This is a genomic window from Rhodococcus sp. BE178 (assembly GCF_050433545.1).
Classification (GTDB): Bacteria; Actinomycetota; Actinomycetes; order Mycobacteriales; family Mycobacteriaceae; genus Prescottella.
On the sequence record NZ_JBNPXA010000009.1, the window covers coordinates 104,982 to 128,468 of the forward strand.

Below are 23,487 nucleotides of genomic sequence, written 5' to 3' on the forward strand. Positions count from 1 at the left end.
CAGAGGACGAAGGTTTGACCGAGTCGCAGCAACCGGTAAAGACCGATGGTGCCGCCATCGACTACTTCGAGCCCGACGATCGATGGGTTCCCGTCGATCGACGATGGTTGGGCCTCGACCGCAGGACCATCGCTCCGACGCTGGTCGTCCTGGCGTTCGTCCTCATCATGGCCACGATCCTGCCCGCGATCGACGACGCGACCCCGTACGACGACCGGGTGGCCGCGGGCGACGTCATGGAGGTCGAGGGCGGCGTGACGTTCGTTCCGGCCGCGGACTGGGGAATCACCTCGGGCGTGCGGGTCGGCGACAAGCCGACTTCCGGGTCGTACCCGCCCTCGGCAAAGGTTGTGGACGGCGACGTCTCCTTCGCGGTTCGCAGCGCTCCGTTCACCGGGGATGCGGCCGGACTCCTCGACCAGATCAGGCAGACGACCGAGGCGCTCAATGGTGCCAACGGATTCCAGGTCGCCGGCGACCCGGCCGACATCACGACCGCGGACGGCGGCTGCGGTGTGCTGGCGAGGTACTCGGGCACGACGTCCGACGGCGTCATCGCGGCGTTCGTGTTCGACGGGATCGGTGTCGAGGTCGTGGCCGTCGGCCCCACAGAGATCGACCGCGATCAGTCCTCGGATATCGGACGCATGATCTCGAGCATCAGCCACCGAACGGGAGGGGGCGCATGACCACCACCGAGACGATCGACGAGCTGCAGCAGTCCCGCGTCGCGGCGATCGACAATTCCGGTTGGGGTCGCTCGTTCGCGTTCTATCAGCCGCGCAACGCCGCCTTCTGGGTGTACCTGCTGTTGGTCGCCAGCGGAATCCTGACCTTCTTCGCGATGCTCGCCACTTCGTCGGGCGCGTACGGTCGGGCGATTGCCGTCGCAGCCGTCTCCTTCACCGTGTACGGGGCGGTGTTCTGGTGGTTCACCCGGCACATCGACCGGTACGCCCGCCAGCCGGTGAAGCTGATCGTCGTCGCGTTCCTGTGGGGTGGATTCGCCGCTACATGGGTGATGGCGGCTACCGCCAACGATGCCCTGCTGGCCCTGTACGCGAAGGTGTTCGGGCAGGCGTGGTCGCTCGACTGGGGAGCCGGTCTCGCTGCCCCCTCCACCGAGGAGGTCGCCAAGGGGATCGGCCTGCTGCTCCTCGTCTCGTTGGCGCCGCGACTGGTGCGAACCGCCTTCGACGGCTTCATCCTCGGCGCATTCCTGGGCCTCGGATTCCAGATCATCGAGGACATCGTCTACGCGTTGAACTCCGCCGGGTCGCAGTTCGGGGCCAACCAGGTGGAGGCCGCCATGTCGACCGTCTGGCTGCGCATGGCCACCGGAGTCACCGCCCACGTCCTCTACAGCGCGATCTTCTGCGCCGGCCTGGTCTACCTGATGGGGCGTCCGGGCGAGCCGCGCCGGGCGGGAAGAGGACTGGCGCTGATGGCGTGCGCGATGCTGCTGCACGGCGTCTGGGATTCCGCCGGGGCGATCACCCGCGGCAACGGTGCGCTGATGCTGCTGATGATCGTCGCGATGATCCTGGTCGGGCTGTACGTCGTGGTTCGCGTCTTCAAGATGACGGTTCCGCGCGAACGCGAGTACCTGCGGCACGTCATGGCGCCCGAGGTGGCGAACGGTGTGATCACCGATGCCGAACTCGAGGCGATGTGTGGCGACCGCAAGGCGCGCAGGGCGTTTCGGAAGGCCCCGGCCACCCACCACGAACGCAAGCGCGCCGGTTTCGTCCTCGAGGCGGCCGGGGACCTGGCCGACGAGTTGGCGGGGTCTCGCGGAACCGACACCGGCCGCGTCGAATTCGCGCGATCCGAGGTTCGGCGGATCCGTGCCGGCGTCCCCTCGGCGAATCCGTAGGTTCCACCCCGAAACGAACGGTCGTGTTGCCCCGAGTGCTCCTGCCGGCGACGCCAGGAGCACACGGGAACTCCGATAACACTCAGGTCACATTGTTCGGGCAACAGTCACAAATTGGATCGGCCCGTTCGAGGCATTGCGGCGCGCCGGTCCGCGCGTAGTATTAGTAGTGCGGATCGAGTGAGTAATCGGTAACGGTGAAAGGCTCGTGAAACAGAGATCCGGCCGAGGGTGTGAAAGCATTCCCGGCCGAACCCCTGTCTGGGGACCTTTCCCTCGTCGGCGTCGATCCGACTCAGCGCACCCGCAACCGTTCGCGGCGCAGCTGCTCCACCTCGGGCAGGTCCAGCGGCGCCAACTCGTCCACCCCGAGGGCGCGCTTCAGCAGCAGGTCCGCCAGCTCCGGATTCCGTGCGAGTACCGGTCCGTGCATGTAGGTGCCGATCACCGAGCCCTGCGTGACGCCTTCGAGTCCGTCGCCGACGCCGTTGCCCACGCCGTGGGTCACCCGGCCCACGGGCTCGGCGTCGGCGCCGAGAGTCGTTCCACCGCGGTGGTTCTCGAAACCCGACAGGGGAGCGGTCAGGCCGTCGATCAGCGGCGTGGTGATGACCTCGCCGATCGAGCGCGTGGCCTGCGGGGTGGTGGTGGCGTCGAGCATCGAGACGCCCTCGACGCGCTCGCCGGCCGACGTCTCGTACCAGTGCCCGAGCACCTGGATCGCCGCGCAGATCGCGAGCACGGGTGCGCCACGCTCGGCGGCGCGCTGCAGGCCCGGATAGGTGTTGAGGTGGCGGGTCGCGAGGCGCTGCGCCGAGTCCTCGGCGCCACCGAGGGTGTAGACGTCGAGGGAGTCGGGGACGGGATCGCTGAGCGTGATGTCGACGATCTCGGCGTCGTATCCGCGCATGCGCAGGCGCTGCCGCAGGATCAGGGCGTTGCCGCCGTCGCCGTAGGTGCCCATGACGTCGGGCAGGACCAGGCCGATGCGGACCGTCGACTCAGACATCGCGGCTGTTCTCCTTCGCGATCGCGGTGTTGAGGTCACGGAACGCCGTGTAGTTGGCGAGTACCTCGACCCGTCCGGGCGGGCACGACGCGATCGCCTTCAACGGGTCCGGCTCGAGCGTGTGCTCGACGCCGGCGTACGTCAGGCGGACCGCGAGGTCGGTGCCGCGCTCACCGGCGGCGACGACCTTGACTCCCTCGAAGTGCTCGAAGCGCACGTCCCACAACCACGACAAATCCTCGCCGTCGGGGACCTGGCCGTTGACGGCGATGACGAGGCCGTCGACGCTGTGGTCGATCATCGACAGCGCCTCCTGCCAGCCGGCCGGGTTCTTCGCCAGCAGCATGTGCACGGAGTGCGCGCCCACCTGCACGGTGCTGTAGCGGCCGGCGACCTCCTCGACGATCGATGCGGCGGCCACGGCGTCCTCCGCCTTCGCCCCCATCGCGACGGCGGCGGCGACAGCCTGGGCCGCGTTGCCGCGGTTCGCCCTGCCCGGCAGCGTCAGCTTCATCGGGAGCACCAGCCCGTCGGGGCCGTACAGGTTGTCGTCGTCGAGCCACCAGTCCGGCGTCGGACGCGCGAAGTCGGAGCCGGTGCTGCGCCAGTTCGGGCCGTCCCACACTATCGGCTCGCCGGTGCGCGGGCAGCTCACCGAATCGCTGGCCCAACCGCTGCCCGCGGCCACCCAGATCACGTTCTTGCAGTCGTAGGCGACGGAGGTGACCAGCACGTCGTCGCAGTTCGCGACCACGATCGTGTCGGGGTGCCGTTCGAGGCCGGCGCGCAGCTTGCGCTCGATCATGTTGATCTCGCCGACCCGGTCCAGCTGGTCGCGGCTGAGGTTGAGCAGCACCACGACTTCGGGGTTCACGGCGTCGGACACGTGCGGGACGTGCAGCTCGTCCACCTCGAGGGCCGCGAGCGGGGCGTTCACGCGCGCGGTGAGCGCGGCGACGATACCGGCGTCCATGTTGGCGCCGTCGGCCTGCGTCGCGACCTCGTCGAGCGTCGCCAGCGCCGCCGCGGTCATGCGGGTGGTGGTCGACTTGCCGTTGGTGCCGGTGATCACCACGCTGCGGCGTCCGCGACCCAGTTGCTCCATCAGGGTCGGGTCGATCTTTAGCGCGATCAGGCCGCCGATCATCGAGCCCTTGCCGCGTCCGGCCTTCTGCGATGCCCACGCCGCAGCGGCCGCGGCACGCAGGGCGAGGCGTCCGCGCAGACTGATCCGAGTGCTAGTTCCCACGTGCCGAGTTTTCCACAGGCCGATCGGGGACGTCGCCCGGCGCCGGGCTGCCGCTCCGGAAACGGCGATGCCGCGCTCCCGATCGGGAGCGCGGCATCACGAAAAGCCGAGCGACGAGTGCCGCGTGGACCCACGAGTGCCCAGGTCAGCTGGCCAGGGCCTTGGCCTTGAGCGCCTGGAACTCCTCCTGCGTGATGGTGCCGGAGTCGAGCAGCGACTTGGCGTCGGCGATCTGCTCCGCGCCGGACTTACCGGCCACCTGGCGGATGTAGGAGTCCTGCGCGTCCTTCATGTGCTGTGCGGAAGCGATGGACCGCTTTGTCATGTCGTCGCCCTTGACGATCAGGTACACGAGCGCGGTGATGAACGGGAGGATGATCAGGAAGACCACCCAGATTGCCTTGACCCAGCCGGAGCTCTTGTGATCCCGGAACAGGTCCGTGATGATCGAGAACAACAGCATCAGGTAGGCGACGAACGCGAAGCTGACGAGAATCACCCAGAGAAAATCCCAGAAAGAGTCCATGCGGACGGCTCCATTCACGTGTTCGGTCGAGAGTGCAACTGACTGTGACACAACGGCCGCCGCAATTGGGTCATTCGTTGTAGGTGAAATCCGCGTCACGATCTCGACGGCCGCGATTACCGTCGGATTCCTCGTTCGTCGGCCTCCCGCATCGGCCTGAGCGCCCACTCCTCGTCGGCTTCCGCGGAAACCCGCGGCTCGCGTCGAGGAATGGGCGCTCAGCTCAATTCCGGTGCGGTTGCGCCCCACGGCCCAGGAGCGCCGCCGCGATACCCGCTACGAATCGGAGTCCCATGCCGAAGAAGGGGCCGCACCCTCACGGATGCGGCCCCTCTCGAGGAGTTCGGAAAACTCAGTGCGCCCGGTTGACCGCCGAGACGACGGCCCGCAGCGACGCAGTGGTGATGGAGGTGGCGATGCCGACGCCCCAGACGACCTTGCTGGTGCCATCGGGCAGGGTCACCGCGCACTCGATGTAGGCCGCGGCCTGGGCGTCGTCACCGGCGGACATCGCGTGCTCGGAGTAGTCCAGGACGCGGACGTCGAAGCCGATGGTGCCCAGTGCGTCGACGAACGCGGCCAGCGGACCGTTGCCGGAACCGGAGATCTCCTGCTCGGCCCCGTTGACCTTGACCACCGCGGTGATCGCGTCGGTGCCGCCGTCCTCCTCGGACGCCGTCACCTTCTGGCGCATGCGCTCGAGCGGGTTGACCGGGGCCAGGTACTCCTCGGAGAACACGTCCCAGATCTCCTTCGGGGAGACCTCGCCGCCCTCTCCGTCGGTGATCTTCTGGACGGCCTGCGAGAACTCGATCTGCAGACGACGCGGCAGCTGCAGGCCGTGGTCGGCCTTCATGATGTAGGCGACGCCGCCCTTGCCGGACTGCGAGTTCACGCGGATCACGGCCTCGTAGGTGCGGCCCACGTCCTTGGGGTCGATCGGCAGGTAGGGGACCTCCCACACGATGTCGTCGACATCGGCGTTCTGGTCGTCGGCCGCGGCCTTCATCGCGTCCAGGCCCTTGTTGATCGCGTCCTGGTGGCTGCCCGAGAACGCGGTGTAGACCAGGTCGCCGCCGTACGGGTGCCGCTCGTGGACGGGCAGCTGGTTGCAGTACTCGACCGTGCGACGGATCTCGTCGATGTTCGAGAAGTCGATCTGCGGGTCGACGCCGCGCGTGAACATGTTCAGACCCAGCGTCACCAGGCACACGTTGCCGGTGCGCTCGCCGTTGCCGAACAGGCAGCCCTCGATGCGGTCGGCGCCGGCCTGGTAGCCCAGCTCGGCGGCCGCGACACCGGTGCCGCGGTCGTTGTGCGGGTGCAGGGACAGGATGATGCTGTCGCGCTTGGTCAGGTTGCGGTGCATCCACTCGATCGAGTCGGCGTACACGTTGGGCGTGGCCATCTCGACGGTGGCCGGCAGGTTGATGATCACCCGGTTGTCGGGGGTGGCGCCCAGGGTCTCGACGACCGCGTCGCACACCTCCTTGGCGTACGACAGCTCGGTGCCGGTGTACGACTCGGGCGAGTACTCCCAGCGCCAGTTGGTGTCGGGGTGGTTCTTCGCCTCCTCGAGCACCAGCGCGGCGGCGTCGGTGGCGATCTTCTTGATCGCGTCCTTGTCGGCGCGGAACACGACGCGACGCTGCAGGATCGACGTCGAGTTGTAGAAGTGCACGATCACGTTCTTCGCGCCGTCGCAGGCCTCGAAGGTGCGCTTGATCAGCTCGGGACGGGACTGCGTCAGCACCTGGATGGTGACGTCGTCCGGGATCGCGTTGTCCTCGATGATCTCGCGGACGAAGTCGAAGTCCGTCTGGCTCGCGGACGGGAAGCCGACCTCGATCTCCTTGTAGCCCATCCGGACCAGCAGCTCGAACATGCGGCGCTTGCGGGCGGGGCTCATCGGGTCGATCAGGGCCTGGTTGCCGTCGCGCAGGTCCACGGCGCACCACTGCGGGGCGCGGTCGATGACCTTGTCGGGCCAGCTGCGATCCGGCAGCGAGACGGTCTCGACCTCTTCACCGAACGAGCGGTAGCGGAAAGTCGGCATCGACGAGTTCTTCTGGGTGTTCCAGATCGGCTGGTCAGCAGGCGCCGGCTTGGACGGCGGAGTGATGGTGCGCGATCCGGAAGTAAAGGCGTCAGCGGGGGACATGGGATTGATCTCCAAGTTCGAATGTGGACTTTATGAGTCCGACAGCTGAGTCGACCGGCGCACGAGAGAACCCCGCGACGGGAAGCCAGTCTGGATCAGACCCCGCCGCGGCACCCAAGGAGGAGTGCGCGCTGCATAGCTGGCACTGTACTCCTGCGTCTCTCCAGCACGCGCGGAGTGGGGAGCAAATTCACACCGAGGGCGGGGTCGACGTGGTCGACTGTGCGCATGACAGCACAGCTCGACGCGGCCCGCTCGTATGTGGCCGCCCTGCTCAGCCACGACGGAGATTCGGTGCCGTACGCGCCGAACGCGGTGCGTTACGAGATGGGCCTCAAGACGGGCCTTTCGGGAAACCACCTGCGCCGCAGCCTTTCGCGTGGCCCACAGTTCCGGGTGATCCGCGCAATCCGTGACGAGCAGTATCGAGTGGAGGGCGACGAGGTAGTGGCCGACTACCTGATCGACGCCGGCATGTTCGGTCGCACACTCGCCACCGCGCACGTTCACGAGACGTTCGTCATTCCCGCCGACGACCCGCGCATCCACCGGATCGAGGCGAAGATTCGACTGGTCGGCCGGTAGACGCGCTGGACATCATCCGCGGCGAGTGGGGACGCGGACCGCTCCGCTGCGCAGACTGGCCGACATGTCCGATGTGCGCGGGGCGGTGCGGGGATGGATTCGTGCGCGTCTCGCCGGAGCGGAAGTCCTTCAAGGCCGACTTCGTCGCGGGAATGCCCGGTGCGATCAGCAGCGTGCCTGACGGCATGGCGTCCGGTGTGCTCGCCGGCGTGAGCCCGGTCCACGGGCTCTACGCGAGCTTCGCGGGTCCCCTCTTCGGTGGTATGCAGACCAGCACCAAGCTGATGGTGATCACCACCACCAGCGCCGCCGCCCTGGCCGCGGGATCGGCGGTGGCCGACATCCCCGAAGAGGATCGGTCCGGGGCGTTGATCCTGCTCACGCTGATGGCCGGTGTCGTGATGGTCGCGGCAGCGCTGCTGCGCCTCGGCCGCTACACGCGATTCGTCTCGCACTCGGTGATGACCGGTTTCCTCACCGGCATCGCGGTGAACATCGTGCTCGGGCAGGTCCCCGATCTCGCGGGCGCCGATGCGAGCGGGTCCGTCGCGGTCGCCAAGTTCTTCGACGTGGTGTCCAACCCGTCGAGCATCGACTGGCGTTCCCTGGTGACGGGCGTGACGGCGCTGCTGCTGTCCGTGGTCCTCGCCCGCACGCGGCTGGCGCTGTTCGGCTCGCTGATCGCGCTGGTCGTGCCGAGTGCGATCGTGATCGGGTTCGGCTGGGGCACCGTGGACCGTGTGTCCGACGTCGGCACCATCCCCACCGGCCTGCCGCTACCCGGCCTGCCCGATCTGGGGCTCTTGTCACCCTCGCTGGTCAGTGGGGCACTCGCGGTCGCGGTGATCGTGCTCGTGCAGGGCGCCAGGGTGGCCGAGGCGGCACCGAACCTGGACGGCAGCCGGTCGCAGGCTGACGTGGACTTCTCGGCGCAGGGCATCGGCAACATCGGCTCGGCCTTCTTCGGGGGCATGCCGGTCGGCGGCTCGGTCGGGCAGACGGCGCTCAACGAGACCGCGGGCGCGCGCAGCCGCTGGGGCGCCGTCTGGTCGGGCATCTGGATGCTCATCATCCTGGTGTTGTTCTCGGGGCTGGTCGGGAAGGTGCCGATGCCGACGCTCGCCGCGGTGCTGGTGTTCGCCGCGGTCGGCTCCATCCGGCCGAGCCGGATCCGGACGATCCTGCAGTCCGGCCCGAGCTCGCAGATCGCGCTTGCGACCACCTTCGTTGCGACACTGTTTCTTCCGGTGACCGCCGCGGCCGGAATCGGCGTAGCGCTGTCGTTGCTGTTACAGCTCAACCAGGAGGCCATCGACCTGTCGGTGGTGGAACTGGTGCCCGGTTCGGACGGCGCTCTGCGCGAGCAGCCCGCCCCGCGCGCCCTGGCCGACGGGCAGATCGTCGTCCTCGACGTCTACGGCAGCCTCTTCTATGCCGGCGCCCGGACACTGCAGGCTCGGCTGCCCGATCCGGGTGGAGCGGTGAATCCGGAAGTGATCCTGCGACTTCGGGGTCGTACCACGCTGGGTGCGACGTTCTTCTCCGCCGTCCGTGACTACGCGAAGCGCCTCGACGCAGCCGGTGGGCGGTTGTATCTGAGCGGCGTCGGCGAGGGCGCCTCGCGGTACTGGGACGACGAGCGGTTGGCCGGTCAGGGAATCGCGTTGGAGATCTACCCGTCGACCGACACCATCGGGGAGTCGACGCGTCACGCATTCGCCGCGGCGGAGAATCGCCTGGTGCGGGTGACCGAACGCCACGACGGTTGAGCTGAAACGACTCAGTCCGGCAGGCGCCGCATCTCGATGATGGTGAGTCCCAACGAGTCGAATCGCGCGAGCATGCCACGCAGTTCGGTGGGGCTGCGGACGGGGCCGTAGAGGGTGGTGTGGGCGCGAGCCGTCTCGGACACCTGCAGTTCCGGAAAAGCCGCGAGAACCCGTTCGGACAGTTCACCACCGACGAGGAACGCGTAACGCACGGTGGCCGGCCAGCCCGGATCGGATTGCGCCATGACGCCTCCCTCGGCATGTCAGGTGAACTGCCCCGACCGGGTCGCGGAACCCGGTCTTCCGAGGATGCCGTCGTGAGGTCCGGGTCACCTCACCCATCGATGGTGAATCCCGATCAGAGCAGTCCGCGCGTGTGCGCGGCGGCGACCGCGTCGCGCCGGGTGGTGACGCCGAGTTTGCGGTAGATCCCGCGCAGGTGGGTCTTGACGGTGTTCACCGATACGCAGAGGTCGTTCGCAATCTGCTCGGCAGTTCGCCACGACGGAAGTTCGCCGAGCAGTTCGAGTTCCCGGGGAGTCAGCGCCTCGGTGGGCCCCGACTCGCGGGCCGGGAGCGACGCGACGACGAGATCCGCGAAACCTCCGAGGTGTCCGAATCTGCCGTGGCTGTCCAGCAGCAGGTCTCGAATCGACGGGTCGACGTCATGGAACGGGCGCAGCACCGACTCGGTTTCGGCGAGTCGCAGCGCCTCCGCCAAGGAGGAGTGGGTACGAGCGCGGTGTCCGCGCCGGTGCGCCGCCACGGCCTCGGCGAGCCACGCAGTGATCAGGTTCGTTGCTGCAGTGCACATCAGGTTGCCGTCGAGCACCGGGACGAGCAGCTTCCGGGCCCGCTCGAGGTGCTGGTCGTGCAGGTGCGCGAGCGCATCGAGCACCACCGCGTCCCCGGTCCCGGGGAGTGCGACCGCGGAACGGGCGACGCATTCGTTGGCCCACTGTGATTCGCCCCCAAGCAGATAGGCCGAATGGATCGAGGGCAATACAGCGGCCGCGATGCCCGGCGGCGGCCGGTGTCGACTCGATCCGCCACCCGCATGGATCGCGGACACCGACCCGTGTCGATCCTGCGACGTGGCGAGTCCGAACAGGGCGGCGAGGGACGATGCGGCCCGGGCCAGGTCGGTGTCGAGGTCCACCAGCGCCACCGTGGCAGTGCCGGCGGACTCGGTCGCGTCCTCGAGCCGGATCCATCGGCACCACGCGCCGAGCAGGGCTGCCAGGTGGGTCTCGACATCGTGCGTCAGCTCCGCGTCGCGGCCCAGTTCGACTGCCTCGTCAGCGAATTCTGCTGCCTCGGAAACCCTGCCGCGACAGACGGATGCCGCCGCGAGGGCGGCGAGAGCATGCAGTACCGTGCGCGGGCTTCGGCCGGCCCGCGCGTGCGCGAGCGCTCGGCGCAGCGGGCCTTCGGCCCCAGCGGCGTCTCCCTGGTAGAGCCGCCCACGCCCCAGTTGGAGCAGGACGAACGCGTCCAGTTCGGGATCGCCGGTGGTCCCGGCATCGACGAGGGACAGGCGCGCGAGTGCGGGAGTGAGGTCGCCGGTCCGGATCGCCGCCTGCACGCGCAGGGATTCGTGGAGCAGACGCTGACGATCCGCGGTTCCATCGAGCGGCGGCCAACTCGGTTCCAGCGCTGCAAGTGTGGACTCGGCGGCAGGTGTGTTGCCGATGGCAAGGGCGGCCGCGGCGTCCGCCAGCCGGGCCGCGGGATGATCCCGCACCGACCTCGACGCTCGCGCGAGGAGCCGTTGGACGGCCTCACCATGGCCGTTCTGCACCAGGGTGAGGCCGGATTCGGACAGGACCCCGACTACGTGGTCGTGATCGCCGGCGTTGATGCCGTGTTCGAGTGAGAGCAGAGCATCGCCGAACTCGGTGTACCACTGGGCGGTTGCCTGCTCCAGTTGTGCCACAGCCTTCGCGCCGAGACGCGTCGTTTCCGCGCGCAGGTAGCTTCGGAGGAGCGGGTGGTATCGAAAGACTGTGGGGGACTCCTCGATCCGGCTGAGGAGGCAGTTCTGATGCTCGAGTCGATCAGTGATGTCGTGTGCATCGGTGTAGCCGGTGAGCTGTTCGGCCAGTGCGACAGTGAAGGTGGCGGGTACCGATGTGTAGAGCAGGAACTCGCGTTCTCGGGGTTCGAGCCCTTCGAGGACCTGTTCGAAGAGGTAGTCCGCCACCGCGCGTCGATCGCCGGTGAAGTTGGCGATCAGTCCGGCGGGATCGGGGTGGCCTGCGAGCGACATTCCCGCCAGTCTCAATCCTGCCGCCCACCCCTCGGTGCGTTTCATCAGGGCGGCGAGATCAGTATCAGGAAGGTGCACATCGTGTTCGGTCAGCAGTTCGGCAGCTTCGTCGGCGGTGAAGGCGAGATCCCGGAAGTCGAGGTCGAACACCTTGCCGTCGAGTCGCAGGCGCTGAACGGCAAGGGGTGGTTCGAATCTGCCGGCGATGACGATTCGGAGGCGGGCAGGGGGAGCGCGCAGGAACGACTCGAGATCCGCGAGCGCATCGGGGTCGTGCAGCAGGTGTGCGTCGTCGATGACGAGGCGGATCGGATCGGCGAACTGTCTCAGCGCCTCACCGATCGGAAACCGTTGCGCGGGAGACGGCGGCGGCAATCCCCGGCAGATGCGGCGCAACTGGGGATCGCCCGCGTTGACGAGCGCTGCGACGAGCGTGTCGTGTAGTACGTGCGAGTCGTTGTCGTGGTCGTCGACCGTGGCCCAGGCGGTGATCGGTTGTCCACCGTCGCTGCGCGCTCGACGAGCCCAGCCGGACAGTAGGGTGGTTTTCCCTGAACCTGCAGGGGCGCAGGCCAAAGCGACGTGCACGGCGGTCGGACCCTCGAAGGCGGCGTCGAGCGCATCCGCGAGCCGTTCCCGAAACACGATCCGATCGCTCCGGAACGCTGGAATATCAGCGCCCGCAGCGCAACTCCTGTCCTGCGCGATCGACACCCGACATGCCTCCCACATAACGAGCCCTCACCCGAGAGGGCTCCCGGGTGAACCCCACGTAGCGCCCGAAGCTTAACGCGGGCAGGCGATTTTTCGCGCGATATGTCTCTCAATCTCTGGACATTGCGGCCTGCAGGTGCTTTTCGACGTCGACATACGCGTCGTCGGCGACGTCGAAGACCACCTTGACGATCCGGCCACCTCGATACTCGAAGCGGCCGGTGTAGTCGCTGGTCACGGCATCGCCACTGTCGTAGCCGATGCACAGGCCCTCACCGCACAGGGAGAAGTGGCCGGTCATCGTGCGAATCTCCGCGGACGCGACCTCCGTGCCGTCGATATGGAGGGCGGCGGGCCCGTAGGACTCGTGATGTTCACCCGTCCGTTCCTTGCGGAAGTCGACCCCGATGATGTGGTGGCCGGCCTGAGGCGCCGGTGCCTCCACCACCTGCACGTCTCCCACGCCGAGGAAGTTGTAGACGTACCGGACCGCGCCGTCCTTGATGTACAGCGCGTGGCCGCCGAACCGCGAACCGTGCGCGAAGATCACGCCCTCGGTGTCGGTCTCGGTGTGTACCTCGGAGAGGACCTTGAACGACACGCCGTGCGTGTTCGCCGCCGATCGCTCTGGGATCTCGCTGGTGTCGGGGTAATAGATGTACTGGCCACTCGGCGGCACCGGGACGTTGAACTCGAGCTTCAGGAAGGTCTCGAGGTCTTTACCCACCACGAGCAGATCGTTCAGGGGCAGTACCTTGTTGGCCTTCGCCTCCTCCACCCACAACGCGGACAACTCCTGCACCATCTCGGGATGATCTGCCGACAGGTCGCGCGCTTCGGAGCGGTCCTGGTCGGTGTGGAAGAGCTGCCACTTGTCCCGGTCGAAGTTGCTCATGCCGCTCATCGGGCCATGTTCGGTGACGGCCTTCCATCCGTCGTGCCGGATTGCGCGGTTGCCGAACATCTCGTAGTACTGCGTTCGCTTGCGGGTCGGCGCATCCCCGTCGTCGAACGAGTATCGCATCGACACCCCGGACAGGGGACTCTGCTTCACACCGTTCACGACGTCCGGCACGGCGACACCGCACGCCTCGCGAATGGTCGGAACGATATCGGTGCAGTGGTGGTACTGGTCGCGAACCTCGCCGCGTGCCGCGATGCCCTTCGGCCACGAGATCACCAGCGGGTCGCAGATGCCGCCCTGGTACGTGTATCGCTTGAACATCCGGTAAGGCGTGGAGAATGCGACCGCCCACCCGGTCGGATAGTGGTTGTAGGTGTCGGGGCTGCCAAGCTTGTCGATGAGCGGGAGGTTGTCCGCGATCGTGTCGGGGTAGCCGTTGAAGAACTTCCCCTCGTTGACGGACCCGTTGGGACTGCTCTCTCCGGACGCACCGTTGTCGGCGGCATAGATCACGAGAGTGTTGTCGAGCTGGCCCGATTCCTCGAGGTAGTCGATGATCCGCCCGACCTGGGCGTCGGTGTATTCGGAGAATCCGGCGAACACCTCCGCCATCCGGCTGAAGAGTCTCTTCTCGTCGCCGTTGAGTGTGTCCCACGGCCGGACCGCATCACCCTCGGAGAACGTGCCCGGCGGCATCGGGTTGATCTCGGTGAGTTCGGTGTCCGCGGGAACGATGCCACGCTCGATCATCCGGGGCAGCACCCATTCCCGGTACGCCTCGTAGCCGTCGTCGAACATGCCCTTGTACTTGTCGATGTACTCCTGCGGCGCGTGGTGCGGGGCATGGTTCGCGCCCGGGCAGAACCACAGGTACCAGGGCTTGTCCGGCTCCGTCTGCTTGGAATCCCCGATGAAGGCCATCGCCTTGTCCGCGAGGTCCTTCGACAGGTGGTACCGTCCTCGGGCAGGTAGGGCTGCTCGATGTAGTGGTTGTCCTCGGCCAGGGACGGGTACCAGTTGTTGGTCTCTCCGCCGATGAAGCCGTAGAACCGGTCGAAACCCTGGGCCAGGGGCCATTCCTTCTTCGACGCACCGGCTGTCCGTTGAGATGGTGATTGCGGCCGGTCAGGAAGCAGGACCTGGTCGGGGAGCACAGTGCCGTGGTGTGCCACTGGCTGTAGGTGAGTCCGTCGGTAGCGAGGCGGTCGAGGGTCGGCATGCTCACCCGTCCGCCGTACGGCGACCAGGCGGCGGTGCCGGTGTCGTCGAACAGTACGACGAGAACGTTGGGTGCACCCTCGGGAGCCTTGTCGGCGGTGAATGCACTCCAATCCGGTTGGGAATCAAGGATGTCGACATTGATGATGCCCTCGAACTCCTTGGCCATGAGATCCTCCAGCACAGTGCGGTCATGGTTCGGTACAGGTCCGTTGTCGAGATAGTGGGCGTTACGGTGCGTTTCCTCTTCACCCGTCGTGTGTGAAGAGGAACTGGTGATGGCGACGGAGCATGGCGACGTGACGCCTACGAAACGGACATGGCCCGTCTTCGGCTCGTTGCAGTCCTACCGACGTGAGTGGATCCGCCCGGACGTGGTTGCCGGGCTGACGGTGTGGGCCGTGCTGGTGCCGGAAGCCCTCGCGTACGCCACCATTGCGGGCGTTCCCCCGGTAGTCGGTCTGTACGCCGCCGTCCCGGCTCTGATCCTGTATGCGGCAGCGGGCAGTTCGCGTCACCTCATAGTCGGGCCGATGTCGGCCACGGCCGCGTTGTCGGCAGCGATCATCGCGCCGCTGGCAGGTGCCGACGGTGGCAAGTACATCGCCCTGTCGACGGTCCTGGCGATCGCGACGGGAATCGTCGGGCTACTGGCCGGGTTGATCCGCCTCGGATTCATCGCGTCTTTCATCTCCGAGCCGGTGCTCAAGGGTTTCATCGTCGGCCTGGCGCTCACTATCATCATCGGTCAGGTCCCCAAGCTGTTCGGTGTCGAGAAGTCCGACGGCAACTTCTTCGAGCAGGCGTGGGGCGTGATCCGGCATCTCGGCGACACCGACTGGCGGACGCTGGTGGTCGGTGTGCTGAGTCTGGCGGTGGTGCTCGGCTTCAAACGGTGGCTACCGTTGGTTCCCGGTTCCCTGCTCGCCGTTCTGATCGGTATCGCCGCGGTCGGCGTCTTCGGCCTCGCCGGCAAGGGCGTGACGATCGTCGGCCACATCGATTCGGGTCTGCCGTCGCTGGGACTGCCGTCCGGCGTGGGTTTCGACGATTACATCGACCTGCTGGGGCCGGCAGTAGGGGTGCTGCTCATCGGGTTCGCGGAGGGGCTCGGCGCTGCCAAGACTTATGCCGCGAAGGCCGGCTACGACGTGGACGCCAACCGGGAACTGATGGGTCTCGGCGCCGCCAACCTCGGTGCCGGCCTGGCGTCGGGGATGGTCGTCAACGGCAGCCTGTCCAAGACCGCCGTCAACGGCGGCGCTGGTGCCAAGTCGCAGGTCAGTGGGTTGATGGTGGCCGCGCTGACGATCTTGACGCTGTTGTTCCTGACCGGACTGTTCGAGAACCTGCCCGAGGCGACGCTGGCCGCGGTCGTGATCGCCGCGGTGATCGAGTTGGTGGACTTCGCGGCGCTGCGGCGCCTCTACGGGGTGTGGACCGAGCGGCTGGGGAGCATCTACGGCTATGCGGCGCGGGCCGACTTCGCCGCGGCGATCGCCGCGATGGCCGGCGTGCTGCTGTTCGACACGCTGCCGGGCCTGGTGATCGGAATCGGGGTGTCGATGCTGCTGCTGCTATACCGAGTGTCCCGCCCCCATGTGGCTGCACTCGTCAAGCAGGACACCCTGTGGGTGGATGCCGAACGGCACTCGGAAATCCCGACCCGGGACGACGTTGTGGTCGTGCGGGTCGAGGCGGGCCTGTTCTTCGCGAACTGTGACCACGTGAAGGCCCGCATCGAGGATCTGTGCACCGACCGCACCCGTGTCGTGGTGCTGGACGCCGAGACCTCGCCCTTCGTGGACGTCACCGCCGCGAAGATGTTGATGGAGCTTCGGGATGCGCTCGGTCGGAAGGGAATCGATCTTCGCGTCGCACGCGACATCGGCCAGTTCCGGGACACACTCGGCCGGGCTGCGACGGAAGGCCGGTCGGTGTCCGTGTACCCGACCGTCGCCGCCGCCCTGGCCGGGACCGGTGCGGACGCCTGAACGAGGTGCGGACACTCACCCGCGGTGGATGAAGCCGACGACGTGACGCGGTGCCTACGGTCACGGTACGTGCGCGAACATATACGGAGAGGGATCAACACGATGAGCTTCGATCCGAACGATCTTCAGCGAGGGACGCTTCCGATTCCCGATCTCGCGTACACCGGCACCGTCACCTATGACGCGACCGATCCGGACACGAAGTTCCCGCCGATCCGGCGGCTGTTGCCTCCCGAGGGCGCGCCGAACGTGTTGGTCGTACTGATCGACGACGTGGGGTTCGGGGCCTCGAGCGCGTTCGGTGGTCCGATCGAGACACCGAACTTCGAGCGGGTGGCCGCGCAGGGCCTCAAGTACACCCGGTTCCACACCACCGCGTTGTGCTCGCCTACCCGCGCGGCGCTGCTGTCCGGTCGCAACCACCACACCGTCGGCATGGGTGGCATCACCGAGATCGCCACCAGCGCACCGGGCTACAACTCGCTGCGGCCCAACAACTGCGCGCCCCTCGCGGAGACCCTGAAGCTCAACGGGTACAACACCGCCCAGTTCGGCAAGTGCCACGAGGTGCCGGTGTGGGAGGCCTCGGCGGTGGGTCCGTTCGACCACTGGCCGCACCCCGGTGGCGGGTTCGAGTACTTCTACGGGTTCCTCGGCGGCGAGACCAACCAGTGGTACCCGGCGATCTACGAGAACACCGCGCCGGTCGAGCCGTGGGGCACCCCCGAAGAGGGCTACCACTTCATGGGTGACATGACGGACAAGGCCATCGACTGGACGCGTCAGCAGAAGTCCCTCGCTCCGGACAAGCCGTTCTTCACCTACTTCGCGCCCGGTGCGACGCACGCCCCGCACCACGTTCCCAAGGAGTGGGCGGACAAGTACCGCGGCCAGTTCGACCAGGGCTGGGATGTACTGCGCCAGGAGACATTCGAACGGCAGAAGGCGCTCGGCGTCATCCCGCAGGACGCGGTGCTCACCGAGCGCAGCCCCGGTATCCCCGCCTGGGACGAGATGAGCGAGACCATCAAGCCGGCCCTCGTCCGTCAGATGGAGGTGTACGCGGGCTTCCTCGACTACGCAGACCACCACGTCGGCCGTCTCCTGGACGCGCTCGAGGAGCTCGACGTGCTCGACGACACCCTCGTCTACGTGATCATCGGCGACAACGGGGCATCCGCCGAGGGGTCGATGCACGGCACCACCAACGAGGGCTTCACGATCAACCACATGAACGAGATCGAGACCGAGGAGTACGTCGCCGCGCACATCGACGACATCGGGACTCCGAGCTCGTACAACCACTACGCGGTCGGCTGGGCGCACGCGATGGACACGCCCTACCAGTGGACCAAGCAGGTGGCCTCGCACTGGGGCGGTACCCGCAACGGCACCATCGTCAGCTGGCCCAACGGTATTGCGGCGCGCGGAGAGATTCGCACCCAGTTCACCCACGCCATCGATGTTGCCCCGACGGTCCTGCAGGCCGCGGGGATTCCCGAGCCGACGACGGTGCACGGCGTCACCCAGCGCCCCTACGAGGGCGTCGCCATGAACTACTCGTTCGCCGACGCCGACGCGGCCGAGCAGCACGAGACGCAGTACTTCGAGATGCTCGGCAACCGGGCGATCTACCACAAGGGCTGGACGGCGGTCGCGAAGCACAAGGACCCCTGGGTCGCGTCGGACCACGGCCTCGACGACGACGTGTGGGAGCTCTACAACGTGGAGGAGGACTGGACGCAGTCGCATGACCTGGCCGCCGAGTACCCGGACAAGCTCGCCCACCTGCAACGGCTGTTCCTCATCCAGGCCGCAAGGTTCAACGTGCTGCCGATGGACATCCGCTCGGCGGAACGGATGAACCCCGACATCGCGGGGCGGCCGGCGCTGATCACCGCGCAGAGCCAGACGTTCTACCGCGGCATGCGGCGCCTGAGCGAGAACTCGGCCATCAACATCAAGAACAAGTCCTTCACGGTCACAGCATCGGCCGAGGTGCCGGACAACGGCGTCAACGGGGTGATCATCGCGCAGGGCGGCGCCTACGGCGGTTGGTCGTTCTACGCGCTCGACGGCAAGCTCGCCTTCGCCTACAACCTGCTCGGTATCGACACGGCCATCGTCCGTTCGGACACTTCGGTGGCACCCGGAAAGCAGGAACTGCGGGCGCATTTCGCGTACGACGGCGGGGGACTCGGCAAGGGCGGCACGGTCTCACTCTTCGCCGCTGATCAGAAGGTCGGCGAGGGCCGCGTGGAGCGGACCATCCCGTTCCAGTTCACCTTCGACGAGACCGTCGATGTCGGAGCGGATCTCGCCTCACCGGTGTCGCCCGACTACGGGGCAACCGGCAACGCGTTCACCGGAACCATCGACCGGGTGCGCATCGATCTCGGCGACGACGACCACGCGCACCTGGCCGACCCGGAGCATCTGATGAACATCGCGATGATGCAGCAGTAGAGCACCGACGACGGATCCAGGGAGAGGCGGCGGAATGAGTGACATCGAGTTGTACCTGCAGAGTTCGCCCATTGCGCGGGACGGCGAACTACCCGCCCGGGACGACGTCGGAAAGGTGTTCGACGAGCTGGACTTCCAGTTCGCGACCCAGTCCTATCTGTGGGCGTTGCCGTTGGTGTCGTGGGCGCAGTGGCAGAGCGTGCACGAGAACGTATTCGGCACCGCACCTTCGGATCTCGTGGTGTACCGGACGTATCGGGATCGGCTGGGTCTCATCACCGCGAACGCGACGACGCCGTACATTCTCACCTTCTTCGAACTGAACCGGACCGGACCGATGGTGATCGAGCTTCCGCCGGGGCCGACCGCCGGTGGCTGCGCCGACTTCTGGCAACGCGAGTTCGCGACGATGGGGGAGATGGGTCCCGACCGGGGAGAGGGCGGGAAGTATCTCGTGGTGGGGCCCGGCCAGCAGTCACCCCCGGGAGACGGATTCCGGGTGCTGCAGTCGCCGATGATGCACGTGTTCTTCGGTTTCCGCACCCTCGATCCCGACCACGAGCGGTCCCGGACGCTCGTGGAAGCGGTTCGCGTCTACCCGTATGCGGAGCGCGAGAATCCGCCCCCGACCCGGCTGGTGTCACCGGACGGCCGGGAATGGTCCGGGATCCAACCCCGCGACCTCCGGTTCTGGGAACTGTTGCACGACGTCCTGCAGTCCGAACCGGTGGAGGAACGCGACCGATTTCCGATGGCCTGGTTGAAGCAGTTGGGCATCGAGAAGGGACAACCGTTCGCGCCGGACGAACGCCTGAGCAGCATCCTTCAGCGGGCGATCGACGCCGGCGAGATGTTCGCCCGGGCGAATGCGTTCGCGAAGCGGTTCCCGGGGTCGCAGTACTGGCCGGACCGCAAGTGGGACACCGCGATCGTGCTCGACAGTCCCACCCAGCGGGGCCGATACCACGACGAACTGCTCGAACGCGCGTCGTGGTTCTACGAGGCCGTGTCATTCTCCATGGCGATGAAGAGCACCATGTCGGGTCTCGGACAGGCGTACCTGGGCGCGTACTCGGACGCCGACGGGAACTGGCTGGACGGCGGACGCGCGTACACGCTGCACGTTCCGGCCGGTGTGCCGGCGAAGCTGTTCTGGTCCGCGACGGTGTACGACGTCGATACCCGGTGCCTGGTCGACAACGAGCAGGGCCACGGCGATCGCGGGTCGCGGGACACGGACCTGGTGGTCGGCGACGACGGCTCCGTCGACCTGTACTTCGGGCCCACCGCGCCTCCGAGCCGTGAATCCAACTGGGTGCAGACCATTCCCGACCGTCACTGGTTCTGCTATTTCCGGCTGTACGGCCCGCTCGAGCCGTACTTCGACCGCAGCTGGAAACTCGGCGACATCACCGGACTGTAGTGGAGGCGCGTTGACCGCAGTGCTCGCACCGACGCTCGCCGGCTACCGGAGGAGTTGGCTTCGCGCCGACGTGGTTGCCGGACTGAGTGCCGGTGCCGTCGTGATTCCGCAGGCGATGGCGTACGCGACCATCGCGGACATGCCGGTGCAGATCGGCCTGTACACGTGCATGGTGCCGATGATCGTGTACGCGCTGCTCGGTGGATCCCGCACCGCCAGCGTGAGCACGACGTCGACCATCGCGACACTCACGGCCTCGACCCTGATCGGTGCGGGCATCGCATCCGGATCGGACGACGCCCAGACCGCGCTGATGACACTGACCCTGATGGTGGGCGTGATCCTGATCGCGGCTCGGGTGCTGAAGCTCGGGGCGATCATCGAGAACATCAGCGAGGCAACGCTGTCCGGGATCAAGGCCGGCGTCGGCCTGACGGTGGCCGCGAGCCAGTTGCCGAAGCTGCTGGGGGTTCCGGGTGACCCGGATGCCACCGGTTTCTTCCACGTGCTCGGGGGTGTGGTACGTCAACTGGGCGACGCGAACGGCGCCACCGTGGTGCTGTCGGTCGTGTCGATCGCGGCACTTCTCGTAATGGCTCGGGTGGCGCCGCGAGTGCCCGGTCCCCTCGTCGTGGTGGCGGTGGGCATTGCACTGATCGCGTTCACGGGCCTGCGTGACAGCGGGGTCGCGGTGATCGCGGAGGTTCCACGGGGCATTCCGCTGCCCGGGATTCCTTCCCTGCACGACATCGGTGCGCTGCTGCCGGGGGCACTGGCGATCTCGGTGATGGCGTTCCTGGAGACGGTGGCGGTGGCGCGCGGTGTCCGCCGGGCGGACGAGCCACAGATCGACAGCGACCGTGAGCTTCTCGCCAACGGTGCCGCGTCGGTAGCGGGCGCCTTCTTCCACACCCTGCCGCCGGCGGGCGGGTTCTCGCAGACCGCGGTCGCGCTGCGTTCCGGCGCACGATCCCAGCTGAGCGGCATCGTCACCGCGGTTCTGGCCGTCCTCGTCGCACTGTTCCTGGCACCCGTGCTCAGCGATCTCCCGCAGGCGACTCTCGGCGCGATGGTGGTGGTCGCGACGCTGGGCCTGGTGGATCCGGGTTCGTTCGTGCGCTTCTGGCGGGTCAGCCGCATCGAGTTCTGGGTGGCCGCGGTGACTGCGGTGATCGGTCTGACCGCGGGACTGCTGCCGGCGGTGCTCGTGGGCGTTGTCATGACGCTGTATCTCGTTTTGCGCGAGCTCAACCGTCCCCACATTTCGCAGTTGGTGAGGGATCTGGACGGCATCTGGACCGCGGTCGATCCGGACGGGCCACCGATCGCGTCGGATCCGCTGGTGCTCCGGATAGATCTGGGGCTCTACACCGCGAACGTGCGCGCCAATACGCGCGAGATCAGTAGGCGGGTCACCACCGCGGCCACCGCGCCGCGTGCGGTCGTGCTGGACTGTTCGCGGCTGTACCAGGTCACGACGACGGTTATGAAGAACTTCGTCGATCTCACCCGGGAACTGTCCGACGCCGGAGTGACCGTCTACTTCGCGGCAGTGCCGCCGCAGAACCTGGCGACCGTCCGCCGAACCGTCCTCGGTCGCGACTACGAGTCGCAGGGTCGGATGTTCGATACGGTCGAGGCGGCCGCCCGCACGTTGAGCGATTGACCGGGGCGCGTGACGCCCGGGTTGTTCGGTGTCGATGTCACAACCATTCGGCCCGAACGCCGCTACACCGGCCGCTCGGATATCTACCGTCCGCAGTATGTCGTTCCGATCATCGGTGATGCGGGTCCGGCCGGGAGTGCGGTCGTGGTGACACGGGTCCTGGTCGGCGTGGTCGTCGTCGCGGCGCTGTGCGGATTCGGGTTCGCGTTCTACCGGATGGTGTCCGATTTGCCGCAGACGGAGACGAGTCGTCCGATGGTGAAGGAGACATTCACGATCGGCGGACAGCCGACCACGTGCGAAGGTCTCTTCGGATCGTGCGACTTCAACCTGCAAACCTCGTTCAACCAGTGGGGGCGGAATCTGGACGTGTTCGGGGACGCGCCCACCCTGGGGCCGTACGGCCGAGAGATCGGCTTCCCGGCGTCGGCGAAGCTGGGGTTGCAGGCGTGCGAGATCGCGAGGGCGCCGGGGCGGACCTACCTCGAGTTTCTCGACGTCGCGCACGTCGAGCACCCCGAAGCGACCAGCCCCCAGCTCTTTCCGTTCTGGGACCTGGCCGCCCGGGAACTCTGCCCGATACCGCGGTGACGGGCTACTGGTGCTTGAGCACTGCCGCGAGCGCATCATCGGGATCGATGAGGTGGCTGTGGTCGTCGTCGCCGAGTTCGATGTCGGCCCAGTCGATTCGGCCGGTGAACTTGCCGCGCGGTGACTTGTAGCCCTCGTATACCGGCATCCCGGTGTCGACTCCGACGTCGAGTCCCTCGTCGAACGAGAAGTAGAGCGGGTGCGTGCGCGGCACCCGAGCGCTACCGGATTCGTCCCCGTCGATGTACAGCGTTGCCGTGCCGCCCTTGCCGATTCCGTCCCCGTCGTAGGTGAACTCGACGCGGACCTGATGCTGTCCCGGCGTGAGCGAATCGTCGGACAATGCGGTGGTGCGCTGCAGTCCGCAGTAGTTGTAGTGATACCCGAGTTTCCCGCCCTCGGTGAACAGACACCACCCGCCGGTTCGTCCGCCCTGCGTGACGATGACACCGTCGGCGCCGGTCTCAGGCACCTGAACCTGTGCGGTCAGTGAAAAGCTCCGGTTCTTGATGTTGATCGCGACGTTTTCGTTCAACCGGGTCATCCCCTCGAACAGCCGCAGCTTGTCACCCTGGACCAGGGTCGGCCGGCCGGCGATGGCCGGGTTCATTCGTTCCGCAGCGCGATCGTCGAGCGGCCCTGACAGCGCGACTGTGGCGTAGATTCCATCGCCCGAAGCCCGTCGCCTGGCGGCCAGATCGGGATCTACTGTTCGATCTCGAGTTCGCCCATGAGCGACCAGTCGACGCCGGGAATCTCGGTGTTGACGATGCGCGGAGTCTCGCGCAGTGCCGGACGCATCGCATCCAAGCCGTTCCTGAAATGCGCGGAACCGACGTGGTCGGCGCCGGCCTGTCCGTCGCGGAACGCCTCGATCAGGACGAACTGAGTGGGACTGTCCACACTGCGGGTCCATTCGAACCAGAGATTTCCCGGTTCGGCCCGCGTCGCCTCGGTGAATTCCCGAGTGATCTCGAGCCAGTTGTCCCGGTGCTCGTCGAGGACTTCGAACTTCACCACGATGAAGATCACGATGACTCCAGTCTGCTCGTCAACGGATGACGCGG

The 23,487-nt window shown here is 67.0% G+C and carries 17 protein-coding genes and 1 pseudogene; 9 read left to right on the plus strand and 9 right to left on the minus strand.

Features of this window, described 5'->3' with window-relative positions; all coding sequences use genetic code 11:
* The first annotated feature begins 14 nt into the window (after positions 1 to 14).
* Together J2X34_RS17020 and J2X34_RS17025 are read left to right on the plus strand one after the other, a co-directional pair.
* Entirely contained in the window at positions 15 to 689 is a 675-nt protein-coding gene (locus tag J2X34_RS17020) for a hypothetical protein (RefSeq protein WP_429518546.1), read from the plus strand.
* Entirely contained in the window at positions 686 to 1,876 is a 1,191-nt protein-coding gene (locus tag J2X34_RS17025) for a PrsW family intramembrane metalloprotease (RefSeq protein WP_429518548.1), read from the plus strand. The genes J2X34_RS17020 and J2X34_RS17025 overlap by 4 nt, the downstream gene beginning before the upstream one ends.
* A 295-nt stretch (positions 1,877 to 2,171) precedes the next feature.
* On the opposite strand, the gene J2X34_RS17030 is transcribed toward J2X34_RS17025, so the two are convergent.
* From J2X34_RS17030 to leuA, 4 genes are all read right to left on the minus strand, one after another.
* Complete coding sequence (locus tag J2X34_RS17030) at positions 2,172 to 2,885, minus strand: type 1 glutamine amidotransferase (protein ID WP_114721209.1); 714 nt, start codon at positions 2,883 to 2,885, stop codon at positions 2,172 to 2,174.
* Complete coding sequence (locus tag J2X34_RS17035) at positions 2,878 to 4,134, minus strand: Mur ligase family protein (RefSeq protein WP_114721207.1); 1,257 nt, start codon at positions 4,132 to 4,134, stop codon at positions 2,878 to 2,880. Before J2X34_RS17035 ends, J2X34_RS17030 begins: the two co-directional genes overlap by 8 nt.
* A 145-nt stretch (positions 4,135 to 4,279) precedes the next feature.
* A complete protein-coding gene (locus tag J2X34_RS17040) occupies positions 4,280 to 4,660 on the minus strand; it encodes an SHOCT domain-containing protein (protein WP_114721205.1) in 381 nt (126 codons plus the stop codon).
* Between the two features lie 352 nt (positions 4,661 to 5,012).
* Positions 5,013 to 6,821: a 2-isopropylmalate synthase gene (gene leuA / locus J2X34_RS17045; RefSeq protein ID WP_114721203.1), complete on the minus strand. Its 1,809-nt coding sequence runs from the start codon at positions 6,819 to 6,821 to the stop codon at positions 5,013 to 5,015.
* 228 nt (positions 6,822 to 7,049) lie between these two features.
* On the opposite strand from leuA, the gene J2X34_RS17050 reads away from it, so the two are divergent.
* Both J2X34_RS17050 and J2X34_RS17055 read left to right on the plus strand, forming a co-directional pair.
* Positions 7,050 to 7,406 (plus strand): hypothetical protein, encoded by a 357-nt coding sequence (locus tag J2X34_RS17050; RefSeq protein ID WP_114721200.1) that lies wholly within the window; start codon positions 7,050 to 7,052, stop codon positions 7,404 to 7,406.
* Positions 7,407 to 7,507: 101 nt separating this feature from the next.
* Positions 7,508 to 9,175, plus strand: a complete 1,668-nt coding sequence (locus J2X34_RS17055) for a SulP family inorganic anion transporter (protein WP_429518552.1) — start codon at positions 7,508 to 7,510, stop codon at positions 9,173 to 9,175.
* Between the two features lie 11 nt (positions 9,176 to 9,186).
* Here the strand turns inward: J2X34_RS17055 and J2X34_RS17060 are convergent, their stop codons facing one another.
* The 3 genes and pseudogenes from J2X34_RS17060 to J2X34_RS17070 all read right to left on the minus strand — a co-directional run bounded on the left by J2X34_RS17060 (position 9,187) and on the right by J2X34_RS17070 (position 14,449).
* Entirely contained in the window at positions 9,187 to 9,420 is a 234-nt protein-coding gene (locus J2X34_RS17060; protein WP_114721198.1) for a hypothetical protein, read from the minus strand.
* A 113-nt stretch (positions 9,421 to 9,533) separates the two neighbouring features.
* Positions 9,534 to 12,089, minus strand: coding sequence for a LuxR C-terminal-related transcriptional regulator (locus tag J2X34_RS17065; protein WP_429518554.1), 2,556 nt, complete (start codon positions 12,087 to 12,089; stop codon positions 9,534 to 9,536).
* A 178-nt stretch (positions 12,090 to 12,267) separates the two neighbouring features.
* Positions 12,268 to 14,449, minus strand: a pseudogene (locus J2X34_RS17070) (arylsulfatase).
* Between the two features lie 109 nt (positions 14,450 to 14,558).
* On the opposite strand from J2X34_RS17070, the gene J2X34_RS17075 reads away from it, so the two are divergent.
* The 5 genes from J2X34_RS17075 to J2X34_RS17095 all read left to right on the plus strand — a co-directional run bounded on the left by J2X34_RS17075 (position 14,559) and on the right by J2X34_RS17095 (position 22,420).
* Entirely contained in the window at positions 14,559 to 16,274 is a 1,716-nt protein-coding gene (locus J2X34_RS17075; protein ID WP_429518556.1) for a SulP family inorganic anion transporter, read from the plus strand.
* Positions 16,275 to 16,376: 102 nt separating this feature from the next.
* The gene (locus J2X34_RS17080) at positions 16,377 to 18,740 is read left to right on the plus strand and encodes an arylsulfatase (RefSeq protein ID WP_429518558.1); all 2,364 of its coding nucleotides are present in this window, start codon (positions 16,377 to 16,379) and stop codon (positions 18,738 to 18,740) included.
* A 34-nt stretch (positions 18,741 to 18,774) separates the two neighbouring features.
* The gene (locus tag J2X34_RS17085) at positions 18,775 to 20,163 is read left to right on the plus strand and encodes a DUF1254 domain-containing protein (protein ID WP_429518560.1); all 1,389 of its coding nucleotides are present in this window, start codon (positions 18,775 to 18,777) and stop codon (positions 20,161 to 20,163) included.
* 19 nt (positions 20,164 to 20,182) lie between these two features.
* Positions 20,183 to 21,829, plus strand: a complete 1,647-nt coding sequence (locus J2X34_RS17090; RefSeq protein ID WP_258557837.1) for a SulP family inorganic anion transporter — start codon at positions 20,183 to 20,185, stop codon at positions 21,827 to 21,829.
* A gap of 9 nt (positions 21,830 to 21,838) precedes the next feature.
* Complete coding sequence (locus J2X34_RS17095; protein ID WP_258557818.1) at positions 21,839 to 22,420, plus strand: hypothetical protein; 582 nt, start codon at positions 21,839 to 21,841, stop codon at positions 22,418 to 22,420.
* A 4-nt stretch (positions 22,421 to 22,424) separates the two neighbouring features.
* Here J2X34_RS17095 and J2X34_RS17100 read toward each other — a convergent pair whose 3' ends face one another.
* Positions 22,425 to 23,030, minus strand: a complete 606-nt coding sequence (locus J2X34_RS17100) for a LamG domain-containing protein (protein WP_254622768.1) — start codon at positions 23,028 to 23,030, stop codon at positions 22,425 to 22,427.
* A gap of 95 nt (positions 23,031 to 23,125) precedes the next feature.
* Positions 23,126 to 23,452, minus strand: coding sequence for a putative quinol monooxygenase (locus J2X34_RS17105; RefSeq protein WP_114721189.1), 327 nt, complete (start codon positions 23,450 to 23,452; stop codon positions 23,126 to 23,128).
* Positions 23,453 to 23,487: the final 35 nt, after the last annotated feature.